This is a genomic window from Acinetobacter sp. YH12027, assembly GCF_013420085.1.
Lineage (GTDB): Bacteria > Pseudomonadota > Gammaproteobacteria > Pseudomonadales > Moraxellaceae > Acinetobacter > Acinetobacter amyesii.
This window is the reverse complement of record NZ_VOYW01000004.1, coordinates 133,203-149,820: the sequence shown is the minus strand read 5'-3', so window position 1 is coordinate 149,820 and position 16,618 is coordinate 133,203. Positions and strand designations below refer to the sequence as shown.

The 16,618-nt window shown below is 40.0% G+C and carries 15 protein-coding genes, 1 tRNA gene and 2 pseudogenes; 8 read left to right on the top strand and 10 right to left on the bottom strand.

The window, feature by feature from the left end; translation table 11 throughout:
- Nucleotides 1-81 precede the first annotated feature (81 nt).
- Together FTT94_RS01670 and cysS are read right to left on the bottom strand one after the other, a co-directional pair.
- Nucleotides 82-157: transfer RNA gene (locus FTT94_RS01670), tRNA-Gly, on the bottom strand.
- Nucleotides 158-219: 62 nt separating this feature from the next.
- Nucleotides 220-1,641: a cysteine--tRNA ligase gene (gene cysS, locus FTT94_RS01665; protein ID WP_180170116.1), complete on the bottom strand. Its 1,422-nt coding sequence runs from the start codon at nucleotides 1,639-1,641 to the stop codon at nucleotides 220-222.
- A 355-nt stretch (nucleotides 1,642-1,996) separates the two neighbouring features.
- On the opposite strand from cysS, the gene FTT94_RS01660 reads away from it, so the two are divergent.
- The 8 genes from FTT94_RS01660 to FTT94_RS01625 all read left to right on the top strand — a co-directional run bounded on the left by FTT94_RS01660 (nucleotide 1,997) and on the right by FTT94_RS01625 (nucleotide 7,847).
- A complete protein-coding gene (locus FTT94_RS01660) occupies nucleotides 1,997-2,974 on the top strand; it encodes an SIS domain-containing protein (protein ID WP_180163515.1) in 978 nt (325 codons plus the stop codon).
- Nucleotides 2,975-2,978: 4 nt separating this feature from the next.
- Nucleotides 2,979-3,518: an HAD family hydrolase gene (locus FTT94_RS01655; RefSeq protein WP_078188762.1), complete on the top strand. Its 540-nt coding sequence runs from the start codon at nucleotides 2,979-2,981 to the stop codon at nucleotides 3,516-3,518.
- 35 nt (nucleotides 3,519-3,553) lie between these two features.
- Entirely contained in the window at nucleotides 3,554-4,096 is a 543-nt protein-coding gene (gene lptC / locus FTT94_RS01650; protein ID WP_180109143.1) for an LPS export ABC transporter periplasmic protein LptC, read from the top strand.
- A complete protein-coding gene (gene lptA, locus FTT94_RS01645) occupies nucleotides 4,086-4,652 on the top strand; it encodes a lipopolysaccharide transport periplasmic protein LptA (RefSeq protein ID WP_180048897.1) in 567 nt (188 codons plus the stop codon). Before lptC ends, lptA begins: the two co-directional genes overlap by 11 nt.
- On the top strand, nucleotides 4,652-5,395 hold the full coding sequence (gene lptB, locus FTT94_RS01640; protein WP_078188759.1) for an LPS export ABC transporter ATP-binding protein: 744 nt from the start codon (nucleotides 4,652-4,654) through the stop codon (nucleotides 5,393-5,395). The genes lptA and lptB overlap by 1 nt, the downstream gene beginning before the upstream one ends.
- Before the next feature lie 269 nt (nucleotides 5,396-5,664).
- On the top strand, nucleotides 5,665-6,264 hold the full coding sequence (locus FTT94_RS01635) for a YigZ family protein (RefSeq protein ID WP_180109142.1): 600 nt from the start codon (nucleotides 5,665-5,667) through the stop codon (nucleotides 6,262-6,264).
- Nucleotides 6,257-6,874 carry a DapH/DapD/GlmU-related protein gene (locus FTT94_RS01630; RefSeq protein WP_180040044.1) on the top strand — a complete coding sequence of 206 codons (618 nt, stop codon included), beginning with the start codon at nucleotides 6,257-6,259 and terminating at the stop codon, nucleotides 6,872-6,874. Before FTT94_RS01635 ends, FTT94_RS01630 begins: the two co-directional genes overlap by 8 nt.
- A gap of 130 nt (nucleotides 6,875-7,004) precedes the next feature.
- On the top strand, nucleotides 7,005-7,847 hold the full coding sequence (locus FTT94_RS01625) for a universal stress protein (RefSeq protein WP_078188753.1): 843 nt from the start codon (nucleotides 7,005-7,007) through the stop codon (nucleotides 7,845-7,847).
- Nucleotides 7,848-8,013: 166 nt separating this feature from the next.
- On the opposite strand, the gene FTT94_RS01620 is transcribed toward FTT94_RS01625, so the two are convergent.
- The 8 genes and pseudogenes from FTT94_RS01620 to FTT94_RS01595 all read right to left on the bottom strand — a co-directional run bounded on the left by FTT94_RS01620 (nucleotide 8,014) and on the right by FTT94_RS01595 (nucleotide 16,525).
- A complete protein-coding gene (locus FTT94_RS01620) occupies nucleotides 8,014-8,679 on the bottom strand; it encodes an O-methyltransferase (RefSeq protein WP_180170115.1) in 666 nt (221 codons plus the stop codon).
- A 131-nt stretch (nucleotides 8,680-8,810) separates the two neighbouring features.
- Nucleotides 8,811-9,533: a D-Ala-D-Ala carboxypeptidase family metallohydrolase gene (locus tag FTT94_RS01615; RefSeq protein ID WP_078188751.1), complete on the bottom strand. Its 723-nt coding sequence runs from the start codon at nucleotides 9,531-9,533 to the stop codon at nucleotides 8,811-8,813.
- A 138-nt stretch (nucleotides 9,534-9,671) separates the two neighbouring features.
- Nucleotides 9,672-9,995 (bottom strand): ferredoxin FdxA, encoded by a 324-nt coding sequence (fdxA, locus tag FTT94_RS01610; RefSeq protein ID WP_004651686.1) that lies wholly within the window; start codon nucleotides 9,993-9,995, stop codon nucleotides 9,672-9,674.
- A gap of 385 nt (nucleotides 9,996-10,380) precedes the next feature.
- Complete coding sequence (mutS, locus tag FTT94_RS01605) at nucleotides 10,381-13,011, bottom strand: DNA mismatch repair protein MutS (protein ID WP_180170114.1); 2,631 nt, start codon at nucleotides 13,009-13,011, stop codon at nucleotides 10,381-10,383.
- Nucleotides 13,012-13,297: 286 nt separating this feature from the next.
- Nucleotides 13,298-13,480 (bottom strand): annotated as a pseudogene (locus tag FTT94_RS16570) (diguanylate cyclase domain-containing protein); the annotation flags it as partial.
- Nucleotides 13,481-13,529: 49 nt separating this feature from the next.
- Nucleotides 13,530-13,673, bottom strand: a pseudogene (locus FTT94_RS16565) (diguanylate cyclase domain-containing protein); the annotation flags it as partial.
- A gap of 145 nt (nucleotides 13,674-13,818) precedes the next feature.
- Nucleotides 13,819-14,109, bottom strand: a complete 291-nt coding sequence (locus FTT94_RS16560; protein WP_257231036.1) for a hypothetical protein — start codon at nucleotides 14,107-14,109, stop codon at nucleotides 13,819-13,821.
- 448 nt (nucleotides 14,110-14,557) lie between these two features.
- On the bottom strand, nucleotides 14,558-16,525 hold the full coding sequence (locus FTT94_RS01595) for an esterase/lipase family protein (protein WP_373686008.1): 1,968 nt from the start codon (nucleotides 16,523-16,525) through the stop codon (nucleotides 14,558-14,560).
- Nucleotides 16,526-16,618: the final 93 nt, after the last annotated feature.

The window sequence follows — 16,618 nt, the reverse complement described above, 5'->3', positions numbered from 1 at the left end:
AATACATCTAAAAAATAAGCCGCTGAAGAAAAATTTAGACATAAAAAAACCCTCGTCTTTCGATGAGGGTTTTTCGTATTCTGGAGCGGGAAAGGAGACTCGAACTCCCGACCCCAACCTTGGCAAGGTTATGCTCTACCAACTGAGCTATTCCCGCAATGAGGTGAATTATAGAGAATTTCACACAACTGTCAACTCTCTATGCTTCTGTTTGCTTAATTAATCAGCACGGCGCCAAATAGTGCCTTGACGAGTATCTTCAAGAACAACCCCTTGATCTAACAAAGATTGACGAATGTCATCTGCTTTGGCAAATTCTTTGGCTTTTTTCGCATCTTTACGTTGTTGAATTAAATCTTCAATTTGCTCTTCAGAGAGACCTAGAGCTTCCTGACCAATATCTGATTTTAAGAATTCATCAACATTATGCTGAACCAAACCTAAAATATTGGTCAAGTGACGCAATGTCGAATAATACACAGCCGCTTGTTCAGCATTTTCATCTTTTACGGCACGGTTCAATTCTTTGTTGACTTCAAACAATACCGCAATTGCTTCTGCGGTGTTGAAATCATCACGCATAGCGGCATTAAAGCGCTCAACTAAAGCATCATCCAAAGTTTCTACGGTTTTTTCACCATAGACTTGTTGATACGCTTTAAATGAATGGTAGAAACGGGAAAGGGTATTTTTCGCTTCTTTTAAAGCAGTGTCAGAGAAGTTTACTGGGCTACGGTAATGTGATGACACAATAAAGAAGCGAATCACTTCAGGGTGGAATTTATCCATCACATCACGAATAGTGAAGAAGTTACCTAAAGACTTCGACATTTTTTCGCCATCGACGTTAATAAAGCCGACATGCATCCAGTAATTAACATACTGTTCGCCAGTAGATGCCTCAGATTGCGCAATTTCATTTTCATGATGCGGGAAAGTTAAGTCTGAACCACCACCATGAATATCAAAATGGTTACCTAAGCAGCAGGTCGACATCGCTGAACATTCAATATGCCAGCCCGGACGGCCATTGCCCCAAGGCGAAGCCCAAGAAGGTTCATTTTCTTTGGCATGTTTCCAAAGCACGAAGTCAAAAGGATGTTTCTTTTCTACTTCTACATCAACGCGTTCAGAAGCACCAGCCTGCATATCGTCAAGTTTACGACCCGAAAGACGACCATATTTGGTAAACTTTTCAACTTCAAAATAAACATCGCCATTTGCAGATGGATATGCTGTACCTTTGTTAACCAAGTTACCAATCATATTCTGCATTTGATCGATATAGTCTGTTGCACGTGGTGCTTCATCAGGTGCTGCACAACCTAAATTGGCAGCATCTTCGTTCATGGCCTTAATAAAACGGTCGGTTAAAGCAGTAATGCTTTCGCCATTTTCATTGGCACGGGCAATGATTTTGTCGTCAATATCGGTAATGTTGCGAACGTATTTAACGTTCCAGCCCTGACTGCGCAGGAAACGGATAATGTAGTCGAATGCAACCATAACTCGAGCGTGACCAATATGACAGTAGTCATACACGGTCATTCCACAGACATACATGTCGATATGTCCTTCTTTGCGAGGTACGAATTCTACTTTTTTACGTTGCTCTGAGTTATATAGAACAAAAGGTTGCATAGGTCTTCAAATTGTTTCTACCAAAAGATGGCTCATCTTAACCTAAGCATTTTTTTTCATAAAGTTAAAACCCAAAAAAGCAGATATTTTTTAATGCTTGATGTAATTGTACTGCTGGAAAAAGAAGTTGAAGGCTCATTTGATTCGGGCTGAATTTCATTTGAGAGTTTAATTCAATTTATCTGTTCCTAAGATAAAAATGAAGAAATGCATCTTTTCTGCATAATTCATGAATTCTTATACATTTGGAAACGTGCTATTTGCATAGATATGATAAAATTGTGAAAATTTTTATTTTGAAAGTGAGAGCGCACCTCTCACGGCTTAAGGTATAACAACTTTGAATCCACCAAATATGCCGAATCAAGTCGATTTTCAGAAAGTCGCATTAGAAACTTTGCGTATTGAAGAGCATGCTTTACAAGTATTAGCGACGCAAATAGATGATCGTTTTAGCCAAGCCTGCGAAATCATTTTACAGTGCAAAGGGCGTTTAGTGATTACTGGTATGGGCAAATCGGGTCATATCGGTCGTAAAATGGCCGCTACATTTGCCTCGACTGGTACGCCATCTTTCTTCATGCATCCGGGTGAAGCTGGACATGGTGATTTGGGCATGTTGGTTAAAGGTGATGTGCTCATTGCAATTTCAAACTCAGGTAAGAGTGATGAAATTATGATGCTGATGCCATTGATCAAACATCTGGGCATTCCTCTCATTACTATGAGTGGCGACAATAAAGGCCCAATGCCACAAAATGCCGATGTCGCATTGACCTTGGGTAATATTCAAGAAGCATGCCCTTTGGGGCTAGCTCCGACCTCAAGTACCACTGCAACATTAGCCTTAGGTGATGCCCTTGCGGTTGCTTTATTGGATGCACGTGGCTTTACCTCGGATGATTTTGCACGCTCTCATCCTGCTGGAGCGTTGGGTAAGCGTTTGTTATTGCATGTAAAGCATCTTATGCATACAGGTGAAGACTTACCCAAAGTGTCGCCAGAGACACCAATGAATAAAGTTCTCTACGAAATTTCAAATAAACGTTTGGGACTCACCACGATTGTCGATGAAAACGATACCTTATTGGGTATCTTTACCGACGGTGACTTACGTCGTTTGATTGATAAACAGCAAGGCTTTGATGTGAATATGAAAGTCTCAGAAGTGATGATTAAAAATCCTTTGACCATTTCACAAGAAGAACGCGCGGTACATGCTTTAGAACGTATGAACGAAAAGAAAATTACACAATTTGTAGTTGTTGATGATGCCAAGAAAGTGATTGGGATTATCAGCATGCATGATCTGATTCAGGCTGGGGTAAATTAAGAAAATGGCATCGTATGTATTGCTAGAACAAGCGCGTCACATAGAAGCACTGGTACTGGATGTAGATGGAATTTTAAGTGATGGATTTGTAACGTTGACCAATAGTGGCGATGAAATCAAATCTTTTGATATTCGTGATGGCTTGGGCATGAAGTTAGTGCAAAAAGCGGGTATCAAAGTCATCATTATTACCGGCCGTAAAAGTAATATTGTTGAAAAACGCATGTCTGACTTAGGTGTGGACTTGGTTTTTCAAGGACGTGAAGACAAAGGTGTTGCCTTGACTGAAGCCTGTGCACAGTTTGGTATTGATCCTTCAGATTGCCTATATATGGGCGATGATTGGCCCGATCTTTCAGCCTTTGCTATTGCAGGGATGAAAGTGACCGTACCGAATGGACATTTAGAAGTACGTCGCCGTGCAGATCTTGTTACTCAGGCGATGGGTGGACGTGGTGCTGTTCGTGAAATCTGCGATATGCTTTTAGTTTCTAAAGGTGTATACCAGGAACTACTTGAAAAATATGCAAGTGCACCTTATTAATAAATTGATGCAGTCATTGGATTGAATCTCCGCTTATGGATACTAAAGTTTTATACGTGACAGCTGTGGTCATTGCTGCAGTAAGCGGTGGTTTTTACTATTTCGGTGGAAAGGGTAATAAGCTTCAGGCGGACTCTTCGAAAAGTATGACTTACTCAGCTGAAAACATTAACCTGACGCAGACTGATGAGCAGGGAAAATTGCATATTCGTGCGCAAGTCGATCGACTTGAGCAGGATTTGCAAAAGCAAACGTCTCATTTAGTCAATCTGAAAGCATCGACCTATCAAGATGGTGCTGTCGATGCCACGTTCTTTGCCAAACAAGCCAATGGTATGGATGATAACCAAAAAATCGTACTGAGTGACAATGTGGTTGCAACAAAATTGATGCGTGAAGGGCAAATGGAGTTTCGTACTGAGGAACTAACTGCTTTTCCAAAAAAGCGTGAAATAGAAACGGACAAGATTGTAACGGTGATTTCACCACAAGCCGAATTTGTCAGCCAAGGTTTAAAAGCAAATTTAAACGACGGTCAATACGAATTTTTTAATATTCGAGGAAAGTATGAACCATAATTTTAATCGAAAAACTGCAAAAACTTTCCTAAAACGTACAGCGCTAATCGGTTCACTGGCGTTATGTTCAGTTGCAGCTTTTGCTTTGCCTTCAGATCGTAATCAACCGATTTCATTGGTTGCCGATCGTGCAACGTTTAATGAAAAAACCGGGATTACGACGTATACCGGTAATGTCATCATTGAACAGGGTTCGATGAAGCTTCAGGCAAACTCAATTGTTGCGAACTTAAACAGCAAAAAAGAGATCAGTACGATTACAGCAACGGGTGGGCCAGCACATTTCCAACAAAAAACTGACCCTGCCAAAGGCTATGCAAAAGGCCAAGCGCAAAAGATCGTCTACAATGCTGAAACAGGTATTATCACCATGACGGGTGGTGCTTTGTTACAACAAGATGGTGCAAGTATTCGTGGTAATAGCCTGAAATACAGTATGAATAAAGGCGATATCGTTGCTGAAGGTACACCAAATAAATCTGGATCTTCTTCAGGTCGTGTTCAAATCGTGATTCCACCGTCAAGCACTAAGTCCTTCCCAGGAGCACGTGATTAATGGAGCAAACCTCGCAAGTTCAAACTTTATGTATTAAACATTTAGCCAAAAACTACAGTAAGCGTTGGGTGGTAAAGGATGTGTCCTTTAGCATGCAAAGTGGTCAAATTGTTGGTTTACTTGGTCCAAATGGTGCAGGTAAAACTACAAGTTTCTATATGGTTGTTGGCCTAGTGCGTATGGATAAAGGTGAGATTCATTTAGATGATCTTGATTTGTCTGACTTGGCAATGCATGAGCGCGCACGTAAAGGTATTGGTTATCTACCTCAAGAAGCATCTATTTTTAGAAAATTAACCATTTCTGAAAATATCATGTCTATTCTAGAAACCCGTAAAGATCTAAATAAGCAACAACGTCAGCAACGTTTAACGGAATTGCTTGCTGACTTTAAAATCACACACATCAAAGATTCTCTTGGTATGAGTGTGTCGGGTGGTGAGCGACGCCGTGCGGAAATCGCGCGTGCGTTAGCGGCAGACCCTAAATTTATGTTACTAGATGAACCTTTTGCAGGGGTCGATCCTATTTCAGTGGGTGATATCAAAGACATTATCCGAACATTGAAAGATCGTGGTATTGGTGTATTAATTACCGACCATAATGTGCGAGAAACTCTAGCAATTTGTGAGCACGCCTATATCGTGAGTGAAGGCTCAGTGATTGCAGAAGGCACACCAGAAGAAGTGCTTGCAGATGAAACGGTACGTAAAGTTTATCTTGGTGATGATTTTACCGTTTAATTGAATAAAATAAGAAATTGCCCGTTGAATGGCGCTAGTTTGGTTCAGCGGGTTTATCTTATTGTCGGAAATGACAAAAACTGAGTAATTAATCTAAAAATTAACAAAAATATCAGTATACATTAAACTAAAAATACGATCTGCAAAAATCATGCGATTACGAAAGATGAATGGTCTTCAATCAAGCCTCCAGTATTGGGGGCTTTTTTGTGGATGTAAGTCTTTCAAAAAACGCTATAATATCCGTTGATAGAGGATCTAAAGACGTTATGCCATTTACACTTGCCGCACAGTTTGAATATGAAGAAGACATAAAAAAAAGTCGTTTTCAAGCCATCGCAGTTCCTGTGGAAAATGAACAAGCCGTTAAAGACTTTCTCGAAGCCCATAAAGATATCTCAACAACACATCAGTGCTGGGCATGGAAAATTGGACATACCGTACGTTTCAATGACGATGGTGAGCCTTCAGGCACAGCAGGTCGGCCCATTCTAGCAACCATAGAAGGGAATGATCTAACCAACGTATTGGTCTTGGTTAATCGTTGGTATGGCGGAATTAAGCTCGGCACAGGGGGCTTGGTACGTGCCTATGGTGGCTGTGCCGGTCAATGTCTGCTGCAGGCTGAAAAAATTGAACTCATTGAGAAGAAAAAAGTGCAATTTAGTTGTCAGTTTAATGAGTGGGCAATTTTCCAATATGAACTCAATCAGCAGCAAATTGAATTTCAGGAAGACTACACAGTGGAAGGTGTAAATGTACTTGCATCATTGCAAATTCATCAAATCCAACCACTGCAGTTAAAGATACAAGATGTAACTCGCGGACGTGAACAACTGCATATCGTCGAGGCTGATGAAGATGAATGAACAAGATCCATTATTGAAATATCGAGAGCAACATAAGCATCGTCTGAATTATATGCCTTGGTTGTATTGGTCACTTAAACCGAAAAATCGTGGTTGGGCCGAAGCTTGGCAACAGGAATATCAAGACTATCTCAAATCGATGGAAACCGTTGAAATTGGTGAAAACTGTTTTATATCGCCATTGGCTCATATTTTTGCCGAACCGGGACGTAAGATTGTTATTGGAGATAACAGCTTTATTGCGGCGGATTGCACTTTGCATGGCCCAATAGAAATAGGCAATGAAGTGGCGATCAATCATCACTGTATTTTAGATGGTGGGCGAGTGGGTATCAAAATTCACGATCAGGTTCGTATGGCGGCATATTGCCATTTATACGCTTTTGATCATGGAATGGATGTCAATCAACCGATCTATCAGCAAGCTGTACGATCACAAGGGATTGAGATAGAGCGTGATGTTTGGCTAGGTGCGCATGTTGGAATCAAGGATGGCATTCACATTGCTGAGCAGGCTGTGGTCGGCATGAACAGTATGGTGACGAAAAATGTCGAAGCGCGTGCAATCATTGCGGGAAATCCTGCAAAACTCATTCGATATCGTGAATAAATAATCGCCAAATAGGTCATAAATCGTTTTTATGCTTACACAAATGCATGCACAGTGAAACAGAGTTGTGATAAGTTAAAAATAACAAACAACATTTTATAGCCAAGCAATAATAAAACGAGGGCTAATCATGAAACGAGTTATCGCCTGTATCGACTCTTCTCCATGCATTAATGCACTAGCTGATGCTGCTGCTTGGGTTGCTAAACAAACTCACCGTGAGTTGGTTTTACTGCAAATACTTGATTACTATCCGGCAAGTTATCACTTAGGTGAAATCAGTGGAGTGATTGGGTTTGAAAGTAATGCTATGCTCTTGAAAGAACTCGCGGAGTTAGAACAAAAACAAAGTGATTTAGCGTTAGATTATAGTAATAACTTGCTCAAACACATTTCTGAAATGATCCAAGATAAGCATGGTATTCAAACCACCCATATTCAGGAAAAGGGCGACTTCTTAGAGCAAAGTTTTAATGTGTTGCAAGATGACGATATTGTTTTAATTGGTCGCGTGGGTGAACGTTCAGCAGAGCGCAATAAGCCGCTTGGTAGTAATGTTGAAAACTTTATACGTGGTGCAAGTTGTACAGTTATGACTGTAGGGCCAACGTTTAAACCACCGACTCGTTTTATTTTTGCCTATGAATATTCGCCTAAATGCGTTGAGTTAATGAAGCGTGTGGCACAAAGTGATCTACTTAAACTCTTACAATGTCATTTGGTTTATGTTGGAGATCACCCACAAATCTTGGATGATCCAAAAAATTATTTAACCAATGCCGGTCTCGATGTGGTGACAGAATACCGTTATGGCGATGTTTCGGAAAATATTCTGGACTATCAACAAGAGCATGGCATTCAGTTAATCGTACTTGGCGCTTTTAGCCACAGTAAAATCCATCAGTTCTTCTTGGGCAGTATCACCACCAGTATTTTCAGAAATTCGAGTGTTCCATTGTTGGTTGTAAAATAAGTTGAGCAAACGAACAGAGTTGATTTAAAAACAATCAGAGTTATCCTCATAAATTGTGGATAACTCTGTGTGCAGTGTTTATAAGTAATTGTTTTGAAAATAAAATACTGTATTGATTATTTTTTATACCTTTACTCAAGATGTCTAAAAAACACCTCGATTAAGATTATTTAACGATTGCAATTGCAAAACCATCATGACCTTTACAACCTACAGTTTGAAGTGCCGTGCAGGATAAAATTTTCGGATGATTTTGCATAGCTTTGAACATATCACGAATACCTTCAATGCTTGGTTTATGGTTTTCAGCATTCAGAATCTCACCTGCACGAATCACATTGTCTAAAACAATCACTGTACCTGAATGAGATAAATTTAGGCTTAATTCTAAATATTCAGGGTAGCTCTGTTTGTCTGCATCGACAAAAATAAAGTCAAAAGCTTCGGTATCTTCAGGAAAGGCACGTAAAATATCTGCCGCGCGACCACATTTTAGTTCAATCGTTTGTGCAAGCTTTGCATTATCAATATTTTCTTGACCAAGGGCAGCATGTGTATCACGACCTTCAATGGTCAGAATATAACCATCTTCAGGTAAGGCACGTGCTAACCACATGGTGCTGTAGGCTGCAAAAGTTCCAAGTTCTAAAACGCGTTTACACTTGTTCATTTGGATTAACATTTGTAGCAGCATGCCTTGATTGGCCGCTACAGCAAGATGATCTGGAAAGCCACGTTCATCTGTATGTTGAAGTGTTTGAGTCAGTATTGGATCTTCAGGAATTAAATGTGAATCGATGTAAGCATCAATGTCTGTCCACATTTGTTGCATGTTGTCGCACCTCGTGATTGATGCAAGCATTTTAAACCTTTCCACTAACATCGCAATTTATTGTTCTGTATTTGTATATTTTATGCACAAAAAAGACCTCAGAAGAGGTCTTAGTATGGCAATGTAATGTTTTAGTAATTACACATTGATGAACGACTTGAGTGATCAGGCCCCCAAGTACGGTAGCCTTGAGTATCAATATGAATTTGCCCGCTGGCATATAAACCAAGACCCATATTGAGACTTTGCCCATGTTGTGACCAAAATTGGCATAAACGGAACTTGGTGTTTTCAATATAACTATAGTCTTCGGGCTGCGGGTACGCAGGTCCAATACGGAAATCAATCGCCGAGTTATATAGGTGACGAGATGAACTTGCACCACCGGCACATTGGTTCAAAGGCAAATCACGATAAACCGAAGTCACTTCAAAGTCCGTTAAGATATTTGCAGCAACTAAATATTTAAAGACACGTAAGGTCGCAATTTGGTTTTGCCATAATTCACGGTTAGGCACCATATATTCTGAGCGACCACATTTTTGCCAATCACGTGCAGTACGCATCAGCTCAAATGAAGGGATGATATTGCCTACACCATTTTTCTCTAAAAAGACTTCATAGTCTCGAACGCGACGTAAATTATCAACAGACGCTACCCATGAGTTGTACGCATAAGGCACCACTTTAGGCGGGGCTTGTCTGATGGTCGTCACTTTTTCTTGAGGTATGTAAATACGTTTACCGTCGGGAGTTGTAATAGTGTGACCTTGTTTTTGTGGTGTAGTTGTACAACCAATGAAAACAAGAGGAAATATTGCAACGGACAATAATCCCTTGAGTAAATGCTTCATTATAGAAATCAATTATTTATAAACTCGTTCTATTTTAATCCAATTTGATTGAGAAAATTTGAATAATTTGCAATGAAATGTGTGCTTTAAGTATAAAAAAAGATCAGCATGTGCTGATCTTTTCATGAAAGCGTAAAATTACTTTTCAAGATATTGTAATTTATCAGCTTTACCGTTCCATTCTTCACGGTCGGCAGGTTGATCACCAATTTGAGTGATGTTCGGCCATTTTTGAGAAAGTTCAGTATTAAGTTCGATAAATACTTCTTGACCTTCAGGTAACTCATCTTCAGAGAAAATCGCGTTAGCTGGACACTCAGGTTCACATAGCGCACAGTCGATACATTCATCTGGATTAATAACAAGGAAGTTTGGACCTTCATAGAAACAGTCAACAGGGCAAACTTCTACGCAGTCTTGATATTTACATTTAATACAGTTTTCAGTGACAACAAAGGTCATGGCGACAGCTACCTAAAAAATATGGTTCTAATAAACTAATGGTGTATTTTAGGCAAAAAATAGGGTAACTAACAATTCCTTTTATTGATAATTATTATATGCAGTGCTGTTAAAATCACTAAAAACTGAACAATTTATGTAAATTTCACAATGAATGAGAATCATACTCAAAAACTAATTAAATTACATCTGTTTATCGAACAATATTTTTAATGTGCATTTTAAGCATGAAACATTTTAGAACATTAATTTTTTATCAATTTATTGCTGAATAGCCGCAGTAGTAAATAGCAAACATTCACTAAGTTACACATTTGAATGGAGTCAATGCAAAGAACACCTTCATTGGTGCTCTTTGTATATCTCATCTATCGTTTCTGCTCAATTAGATCTTAAGTAAATCCTTTAAGGCGTAAAGCTGTTGTAGTGCTTCACGTGGACTTAAGTTATCGATATCTAAATCTGCTAAGGCATCAAGTACGGGCGATGTTTTTTCAACTTCCACCACGCGTTCGATGACTTCAGGCTCTGTGAGTGCCGAAAATAGATCGGTTTGTACAGCCGTATTGAGTTGCTGTTTTTGCTGAGTTTCTAAAATACGAAGGCGATTTTGCGCTTCTTTGATCACAGCTGCAGGAATCCCCGCAAGCTTTGCCACTTGTAGACCATGACTTTGACTCGCCGGGCCTTGTTGAACTTTATGCAATAGGATCAAGTTGCCATTTAGCTCACGGGCAGTGACATGATAGTTATCAATATTGGCGTCTTTGCCTAACTCGGTTAGCTCAAAATAATGCGTTGCAAATAGGCATAAACATTTAATGCGACGGGTGAGATCGAGCACACATGCCCACGCCAGAGATAAGCCGTCATAGGTACTCGTACCACGCCCAACTTCATCCATCAGTACCAATGATTGATTGGTCGCATGATGAAGAATTTGAGAGGTTTCAGTCATTTCCACCATGAAGGTGGATTTGCCTGTAGACAAGTCGTCGGCAGATCCTATACGGGTAAATATCCGATCGATCGGCCCTAATACGGCAGATTGGGCAGGGACAAAGCTACCACAGTAGGCTAATAAGCTGATTAAGGCAGTTTGGCGCATAAAGGTCGATTTACCGCCCATATTTGGCCCTGTGATAATCGCCATGCGGTGATTAAAGTCCAAACTAGTATCATTTGGAGTAAATGCTGATTTGCTCAGAGATTCCACAACTGGGTGACGTCCGGCTTTGATTTTGATCCCAACTTCAGGGCTATATTCAGGACGTGACCAATTTCGTAATCGAGCTTGATGGGCAAAATTAGCCAGTAAATCAATTTGCGCTATAGCGGCGCTCATCATTTGTAAGTTGCCAATATCTGCACGTAATTCATCGAGTAATAGTTCAAAAAGCATTTTTTCGCGCGCTAATGCACGTGACTCACTCGAAAGTACCTTATCTTCAAAAGATTTCAACTCAGGGGTAATGTAGCGTTCCGCATTTTTTAGGGTTTGGCGGCGAATATAATGATCAGGTGCTTGCTCAGCCTGCGCTCGAGTCAGTTCAATATAGTAGCCACTGACACGGTTATAGCCAATTTTTAAGGTTGAAATTCCGGTTTGTTCACGCTCTTTGATTTCGAGATCAATGAGGAATTGTCCTGCATGGTCACGAATTTTACGCAGTTCATCCAGTTCAGTGTCGAAGCCCTCAGCAATCACATTTCCATCACGTAAAAGCACCGGCGGGTTTTCTACGATGGCAGACATGAGACGCTCATGTAAGCCGTGAAAATCCCCCATTTCATCATTTAACTGAGCGATCAGCTTAGATTGATGTGCCCCAATGATCGGTTCAAGTGCATGTCGAAGATAGGGAATTTGTGCACAAGTTTGACGTAACTGAACTAGGTCTCGTGGTCGAGCGCTGCCGAGCGCTACACGAGATAGCACTCGTTCAATATCGCCAATTTCTTTGAGAACTAAACGGATCGGAGACTCATGATAGCCTTGCAGCATCGCTTGTGAGGCATCTAAACGCGCATCCAATAAAGCGGTATCTCGTAAAGGCTGCATCAAGGTACGACTCAATAGGCGGCCGCCCATCGCAGTTTGGCAATCATTGATTAGTTGGAACAGGGAAGTACCATGTTCAAATAGGGGATCAATCAGTTCTAAGTTACGACGAGTGACGGGATCGAGCGCCACGAAATCACTACTTTGTTCGAGTTGAATGCTGCGGATATGTGGTAAAGCAGTTTTTTGAGTCACTTTTGCATAGTGAATCAAAGCCGCTGCGGCAGCTTTCGCCAAAGGTAAATGGTCAATACCAAAACCTGAAAGTGTGGCAACTGCAAATTGGTCACACAGCGTTTTTTGTGCGTTATTTAAATTGAAGTCGACGTTTGGACGTTTAGTGACAGGGCAGTCTAATTGACGTTTAATTTGCTCGACAATATTCGGATCAATAAGATCTTCATCAATCAAAATTTCGCTCGGCATTAAACGAGAAAGTTCGATTGCCAATTGTTCCAGTTGATAGTCCATTTGCTGAACTTTGAAAATACCTGCACTGAGGTCTAGTAAAGCAATCCCGATTTGATTTTGTTGTAAGCAGATCGCGACTAAATTTGAACTTTGATGGGAGGCAATCAGTGCATCGTCCGTTAATGTCCCCGGGGTAATGATACGGACAATTCCGCGCTCAACCGGCCCTTTGCCTGTCACTTCACCAATTTGCTCGCAGATCACCACCGTTTCACCTTTTTTTACAAGGCGGGCTAAATAGCCTTCAGCAGCATGGTATGGGACACCAGCCATAGGAATAGGTTCACCATTGGCTTTACCACGATGTGTTAGTGTAATTCCTAAAAGTTTTGCTGCCTTATGCGCATCTTCAAAAAAGAGCTCGTAAAAATCACCCATCCGATAAAACATCAGTGAATGCGGATTTTGCATTTTGACTGACATGTACTGTTGCATCATCGGGGTCAGGGTTGAAAGGTCAACTTTGGAATTATCAGCTTGCATGAAACGAAATACCTTAAAATAAAAATTTGTGCGCTGCTAAACGAAAAACACTGTTTTGATGAAAATTGGATTTAGAAAAAGTCCTTATATTTATATTGTCTCTTCATTCAAAACCACAGGTGTACGTTAACAAATCGTGTTGCTGATTCTAGCAAAAAAAGTGACAGGAAAATGCCAGAAAAGGTTTGTCTGCATGTAAAAAAAGCAGTCAAAATATTATTTATAAACGCTAAAAAGTCTGTGTGTAAATTCAACAATGGATAAATTCACAAAGCGATAGACTGACTCAAACATCTAGCTGCGCTTCACCCTCAGCTAATCGATATTGGTTGCGACCGCTGCCTTTTGCAAGGTAAAGCGCTTGATCGGCAGCCAATATAAATTTTTGAATTTTATCAGGTTTAGATGGAATGATCGTTTCCGTACCGATGCTAATCTTCACAAATTTAGACATATGGCTGGCTGGATGTGGAAGTTCGAGTGATTAAATTCTGCGTAATAAATCGGCTGCCAAAGGTTCAATTTTCAGCTTCAGTTAACACCCTAAAGAAGAGTAAAAAACCTTCGCTGCCATAGTGTGCAGCTAACTCACCATTTCGATTGGTGATTTGAGACAAAACCTCAGTAATTTGTGTGAGGCAGATGTCACCCGCCTGATGACCTAAATGATCATTTTAATTTTAAAAAAATCGATATCGATCACCATGATGCTTAAAGGCTGTTGATGGCGTAGGGCATAATGCCATAGCTGTTCTAAAGCTCCTTATAACGGACGACGGTTTGCTAGCCCAGTCAGTGGGTCATGTTCTACCAACCCGCAACCATGGCAATATAAAAACGCATACCAACAAAGGCATAGATGATGACCACGGTATACATCATGGCAGCATGTAATAGCGCATCATTGTGATAATTACCAATCATGGTAATGATGATAAATGTGATCGCAACAGCGCACATCGAGCCTAAACAAGTATAAGCATCAAAATAACGGTTCAAACGCGGAACAAAAGATAAAACCCATGCACTCAGAATGATAATCCCCACCCAAATGTACAGAGAAATCCATAAAACTGCGTCATGACCCGCAGGAATCACTTGATAAATCCCCGAACATAACAGGGCATACAGGAGAAAAATAATGATTCCGCGAAAACAAAATTTTTTCGCCGCTTCATCGCGGTAGAGCGGTTGATAAATGAATTATAAACTTGACGTAAAATATACTTAATTTTATATAGTTATGATTAGACCCTTAATTTCACAGAAGAAGTGACTTAAAGCCTTAAAATTTCATAATTCGATATGCTTATGAAATAATTAGGAAAAGCGCACAATATTTTGTCTTTATTTTACAATAATTTATCTCTAATATAAGGTTTATATAAAGTTTAACGAGTGCCTTTGAGTTTTAAAATGATTAAAAAATAAAGGCTTATATAATAATTATGTGAATATTGGCATATTCAAGTAAATGCAGAAATGAAAAAAACCGATCCTGAGATCGGTTTTAAAATATGTAGATCGAATTAAATGTTGTATTGCATTATGGTTTATAGAGGCCAAGTTCAATCAAATGCAGTCGTAGTATACGGCGCAGTTCGAGTACAGCTTCTGGGGTTTCTTGAATTGAATGACCACCTTTAATGATCTTTTCTGAAACAGCACCCTCTAAATGCGCACTGGTGTATGGCACGACATCATCTGAGATTACATTTTTATCTTGGCTGTTGGTGTTATTTCCCATAATTGAATGAAACTTCAAACCCTTACGCGGCTGAATATTTTCAGTGAGCGCGATAAATTTTGATTGATGACTTAAGTCACTTGGTCCATTTTGGATCAAGCCATGGTCAATTTCACGAAATAAATCTTTCAGGTCTTCTTCTTGAGTTAACACATCACCCATGGCCGATAAAAAAGCTCCTGGGAGTTTAATAATTTTTCGAGCGGCTTTGGTAAACCAGCGATCTGCATATTCAGTACCACGATGCGGTGCAGCCAAGAAAATCGCACGGCTGAAATTTGGAATATCGTCAATTACCATACGCTGCTTCACGACTGGAATATTGCGGTACTGATTTAATTGACGTGAGTTCATCATTTTCAAAGCAGATTGTGTGGTATCGGCTTGGCTAACCAGTAGTCGTGCAATAATTCCGCCCATACTATGACCAACTAAAACCGCATCTTTTTTAGCTGCAGCATTGGCGTCGACTTTATTAAAAGTTTGAGTCAATATGGAATAAATTTGGAAGCGGCTTTCAATAATCGGCATGTTGGTTGAGTAGAACACTTGCCACACTTGATAATGCTCACGTAGCACTGAATCGCCCATAATATCGTTGGTGAGACGAATCCATGCTTCAGGGCTACTAGCAAGACCATGTACCAAAACGATGACTTTTTTGTCAGGATTATATGGTTCAAGCATGTATAAATGTGGCATCGTGAGTTTTTCATCACGGTCAATCAGGGATAAATACGCTGCCTTGCCCAAGTTGTTTTGTGCTAACCAAAGACCATAAGGTGCAGAAAAATTGGCTGCAAGGGCATAGTTTTTATTGGCAATATTGACCTGTTCATATTTGTACGGGTCGTAAGCCTTAATTTGAAACTCATGCTGATTTAAAATTTGATCAACTGAAGTTGTGGTGCTTACAGGTTCCGCTGTTAAGGTTGCAGCTAAATAGCGCGCTTGATGGATATTAGGGTTTGAACCAGACGGATATTTAAAATCTATTGGGTTGATAATGTATTTGGCTTTGCCTGTTTCAACTGTATGTTCTTCGGGTAAAACCACAAGGAATTCGGAACCAAAACCATCTCGGCGGGTAATTGAACGTAAACCTGAGAAGTTGAGGTTATAGGTTGACATCAATTGTTCAATTTTACGATTTTTGAGTTCTGGGTAATGGCTGAAGTCAATATGATAGGTGGTTTGTCCGACTTTGATCTGTTGGGTGACTTCTTGCGGTTTATAACGTAGTGCATAGCTGCTAACCAGTTTAGCAATCCCTTGATTATAGAAATCTCGGATTTGAACTTGGCGGTTATCAAAAATACGGTCAGCAGGCGCACGTTTGGTTTTAAACATATAGGCGTAGCTATAGCGAATACTTTTATCCAGTAGCGTCAGCTGTTGATCTAAACATTTGTTATAAGTGTCTTGTTCAATTTTTTGTTTTTCTTCTGATTTGTGGCTAGTCAGTAAACCTATTTTACAGGCTGAAGAAGACTCATATTCGATGGCTTTGGCTAAATATAATTCACTTGCCGTAGACAATAATTGTTCATCTTGAATTTGAGGGATCTGTTGTAGTTCATCAACACAGGCTTTCGGGTCTTCTATACACGCTTTGGCTTCACGACCTGTCATCGACAAGACATTTAAACTGGCTTCGCTGAGTTTGTTTCGAGAAATAATACTTTCACGTTCATTGGCAATAGAAACGTTGAGTTTTTGGTTTTTGACACTGACGACCTGACATCCACTCAGTACGCTGGTACTCATGATTCCAAGGAGCAGTATTGTTTTAGTATTTAGCTGCATAAAGGGGTCGCACATTGGGTTGAATATTTTCAAATCATACGATAATTGTCAGGA

What these genes read in the sequence shown, in the direction of transcription:
- mutS (WP_180170114.1), bottom strand. Translation starts at nt 13,011, where the DNA reads ATGCAAGCTGATAATTCCAAAGTTGACCTTTCAACCCTGACCCCGATG.
- FTT94_RS01635 (WP_180109142.1), top strand. Translation starts at nt 5,665, where the DNA reads ATGCCATTTACACTTGCCGCACAGTTTGAATATGAAGAAGACATAAAA.
- FTT94_RS01620 (WP_180170115.1), bottom strand. Translation starts at nt 8,679, where the DNA reads ATGCAACAAATGTGGACAGACATTGATGCTTACATCGATTCACATTTA.
- cysS (WP_180170116.1), bottom strand. Translation starts at nt 1,641, where the DNA reads ATGCAACCTTTTGTTCTATATAACTCAGAGCAACGTAAAAAAGTAGAA.
- FTT94_RS01615 (WP_078188751.1), bottom strand. Translation starts at nt 9,533, where the DNA reads ATGAAGCATTTACTCAAGGGATTATTGTCCGTTGCAATATTTCCTCTT.
- lptB (WP_078188759.1), top strand. Translation starts at nt 4,652, where the DNA reads ATGGAGCAAACCTCGCAAGTTCAAACTTTATGTATTAAACATTTAGCC.
- fdxA (WP_004651686.1), bottom strand. Translation starts at nt 9,995, where the DNA reads ATGACCTTTGTTGTCACTGAAAACTGTATTAAATGTAAATATCAAGAC.
- FTT94_RS01630 (WP_180040044.1), top strand. Translation starts at nt 6,257, where the DNA reads ATGAATGAACAAGATCCATTATTGAAATATCGAGAGCAACATAAGCAT.
- FTT94_RS01625 (WP_078188753.1), top strand. Translation starts at nt 7,005, where the DNA reads ATGAAACGAGTTATCGCCTGTATCGACTCTTCTCCATGCATTAATGCA.
- FTT94_RS01595 (WP_373686008.1), bottom strand. Translation starts at nt 16,525, where the DNA reads ATGAGTACCAGCGTACTGAGTGGATGTCAGGTCGTCAGTGTCAAAAAC.
- FTT94_RS01655 (WP_078188762.1), top strand. Translation starts at nt 2,979, where the DNA reads ATGGCATCGTATGTATTGCTAGAACAAGCGCGTCACATAGAAGCACTG.
- lptA (WP_180048897.1), top strand. Translation starts at nt 4,086, where the DNA reads ATGAACCATAATTTTAATCGAAAAACTGCAAAAACTTTCCTAAAACGT.
- lptC (WP_180109143.1), top strand. Translation starts at nt 3,554, where the DNA reads ATGGATACTAAAGTTTTATACGTGACAGCTGTGGTCATTGCTGCAGTA.
- FTT94_RS01660 (WP_180163515.1), top strand. Translation starts at nt 1,997, where the DNA reads ATGCCGAATCAAGTCGATTTTCAGAAAGTCGCATTAGAAACTTTGCGT.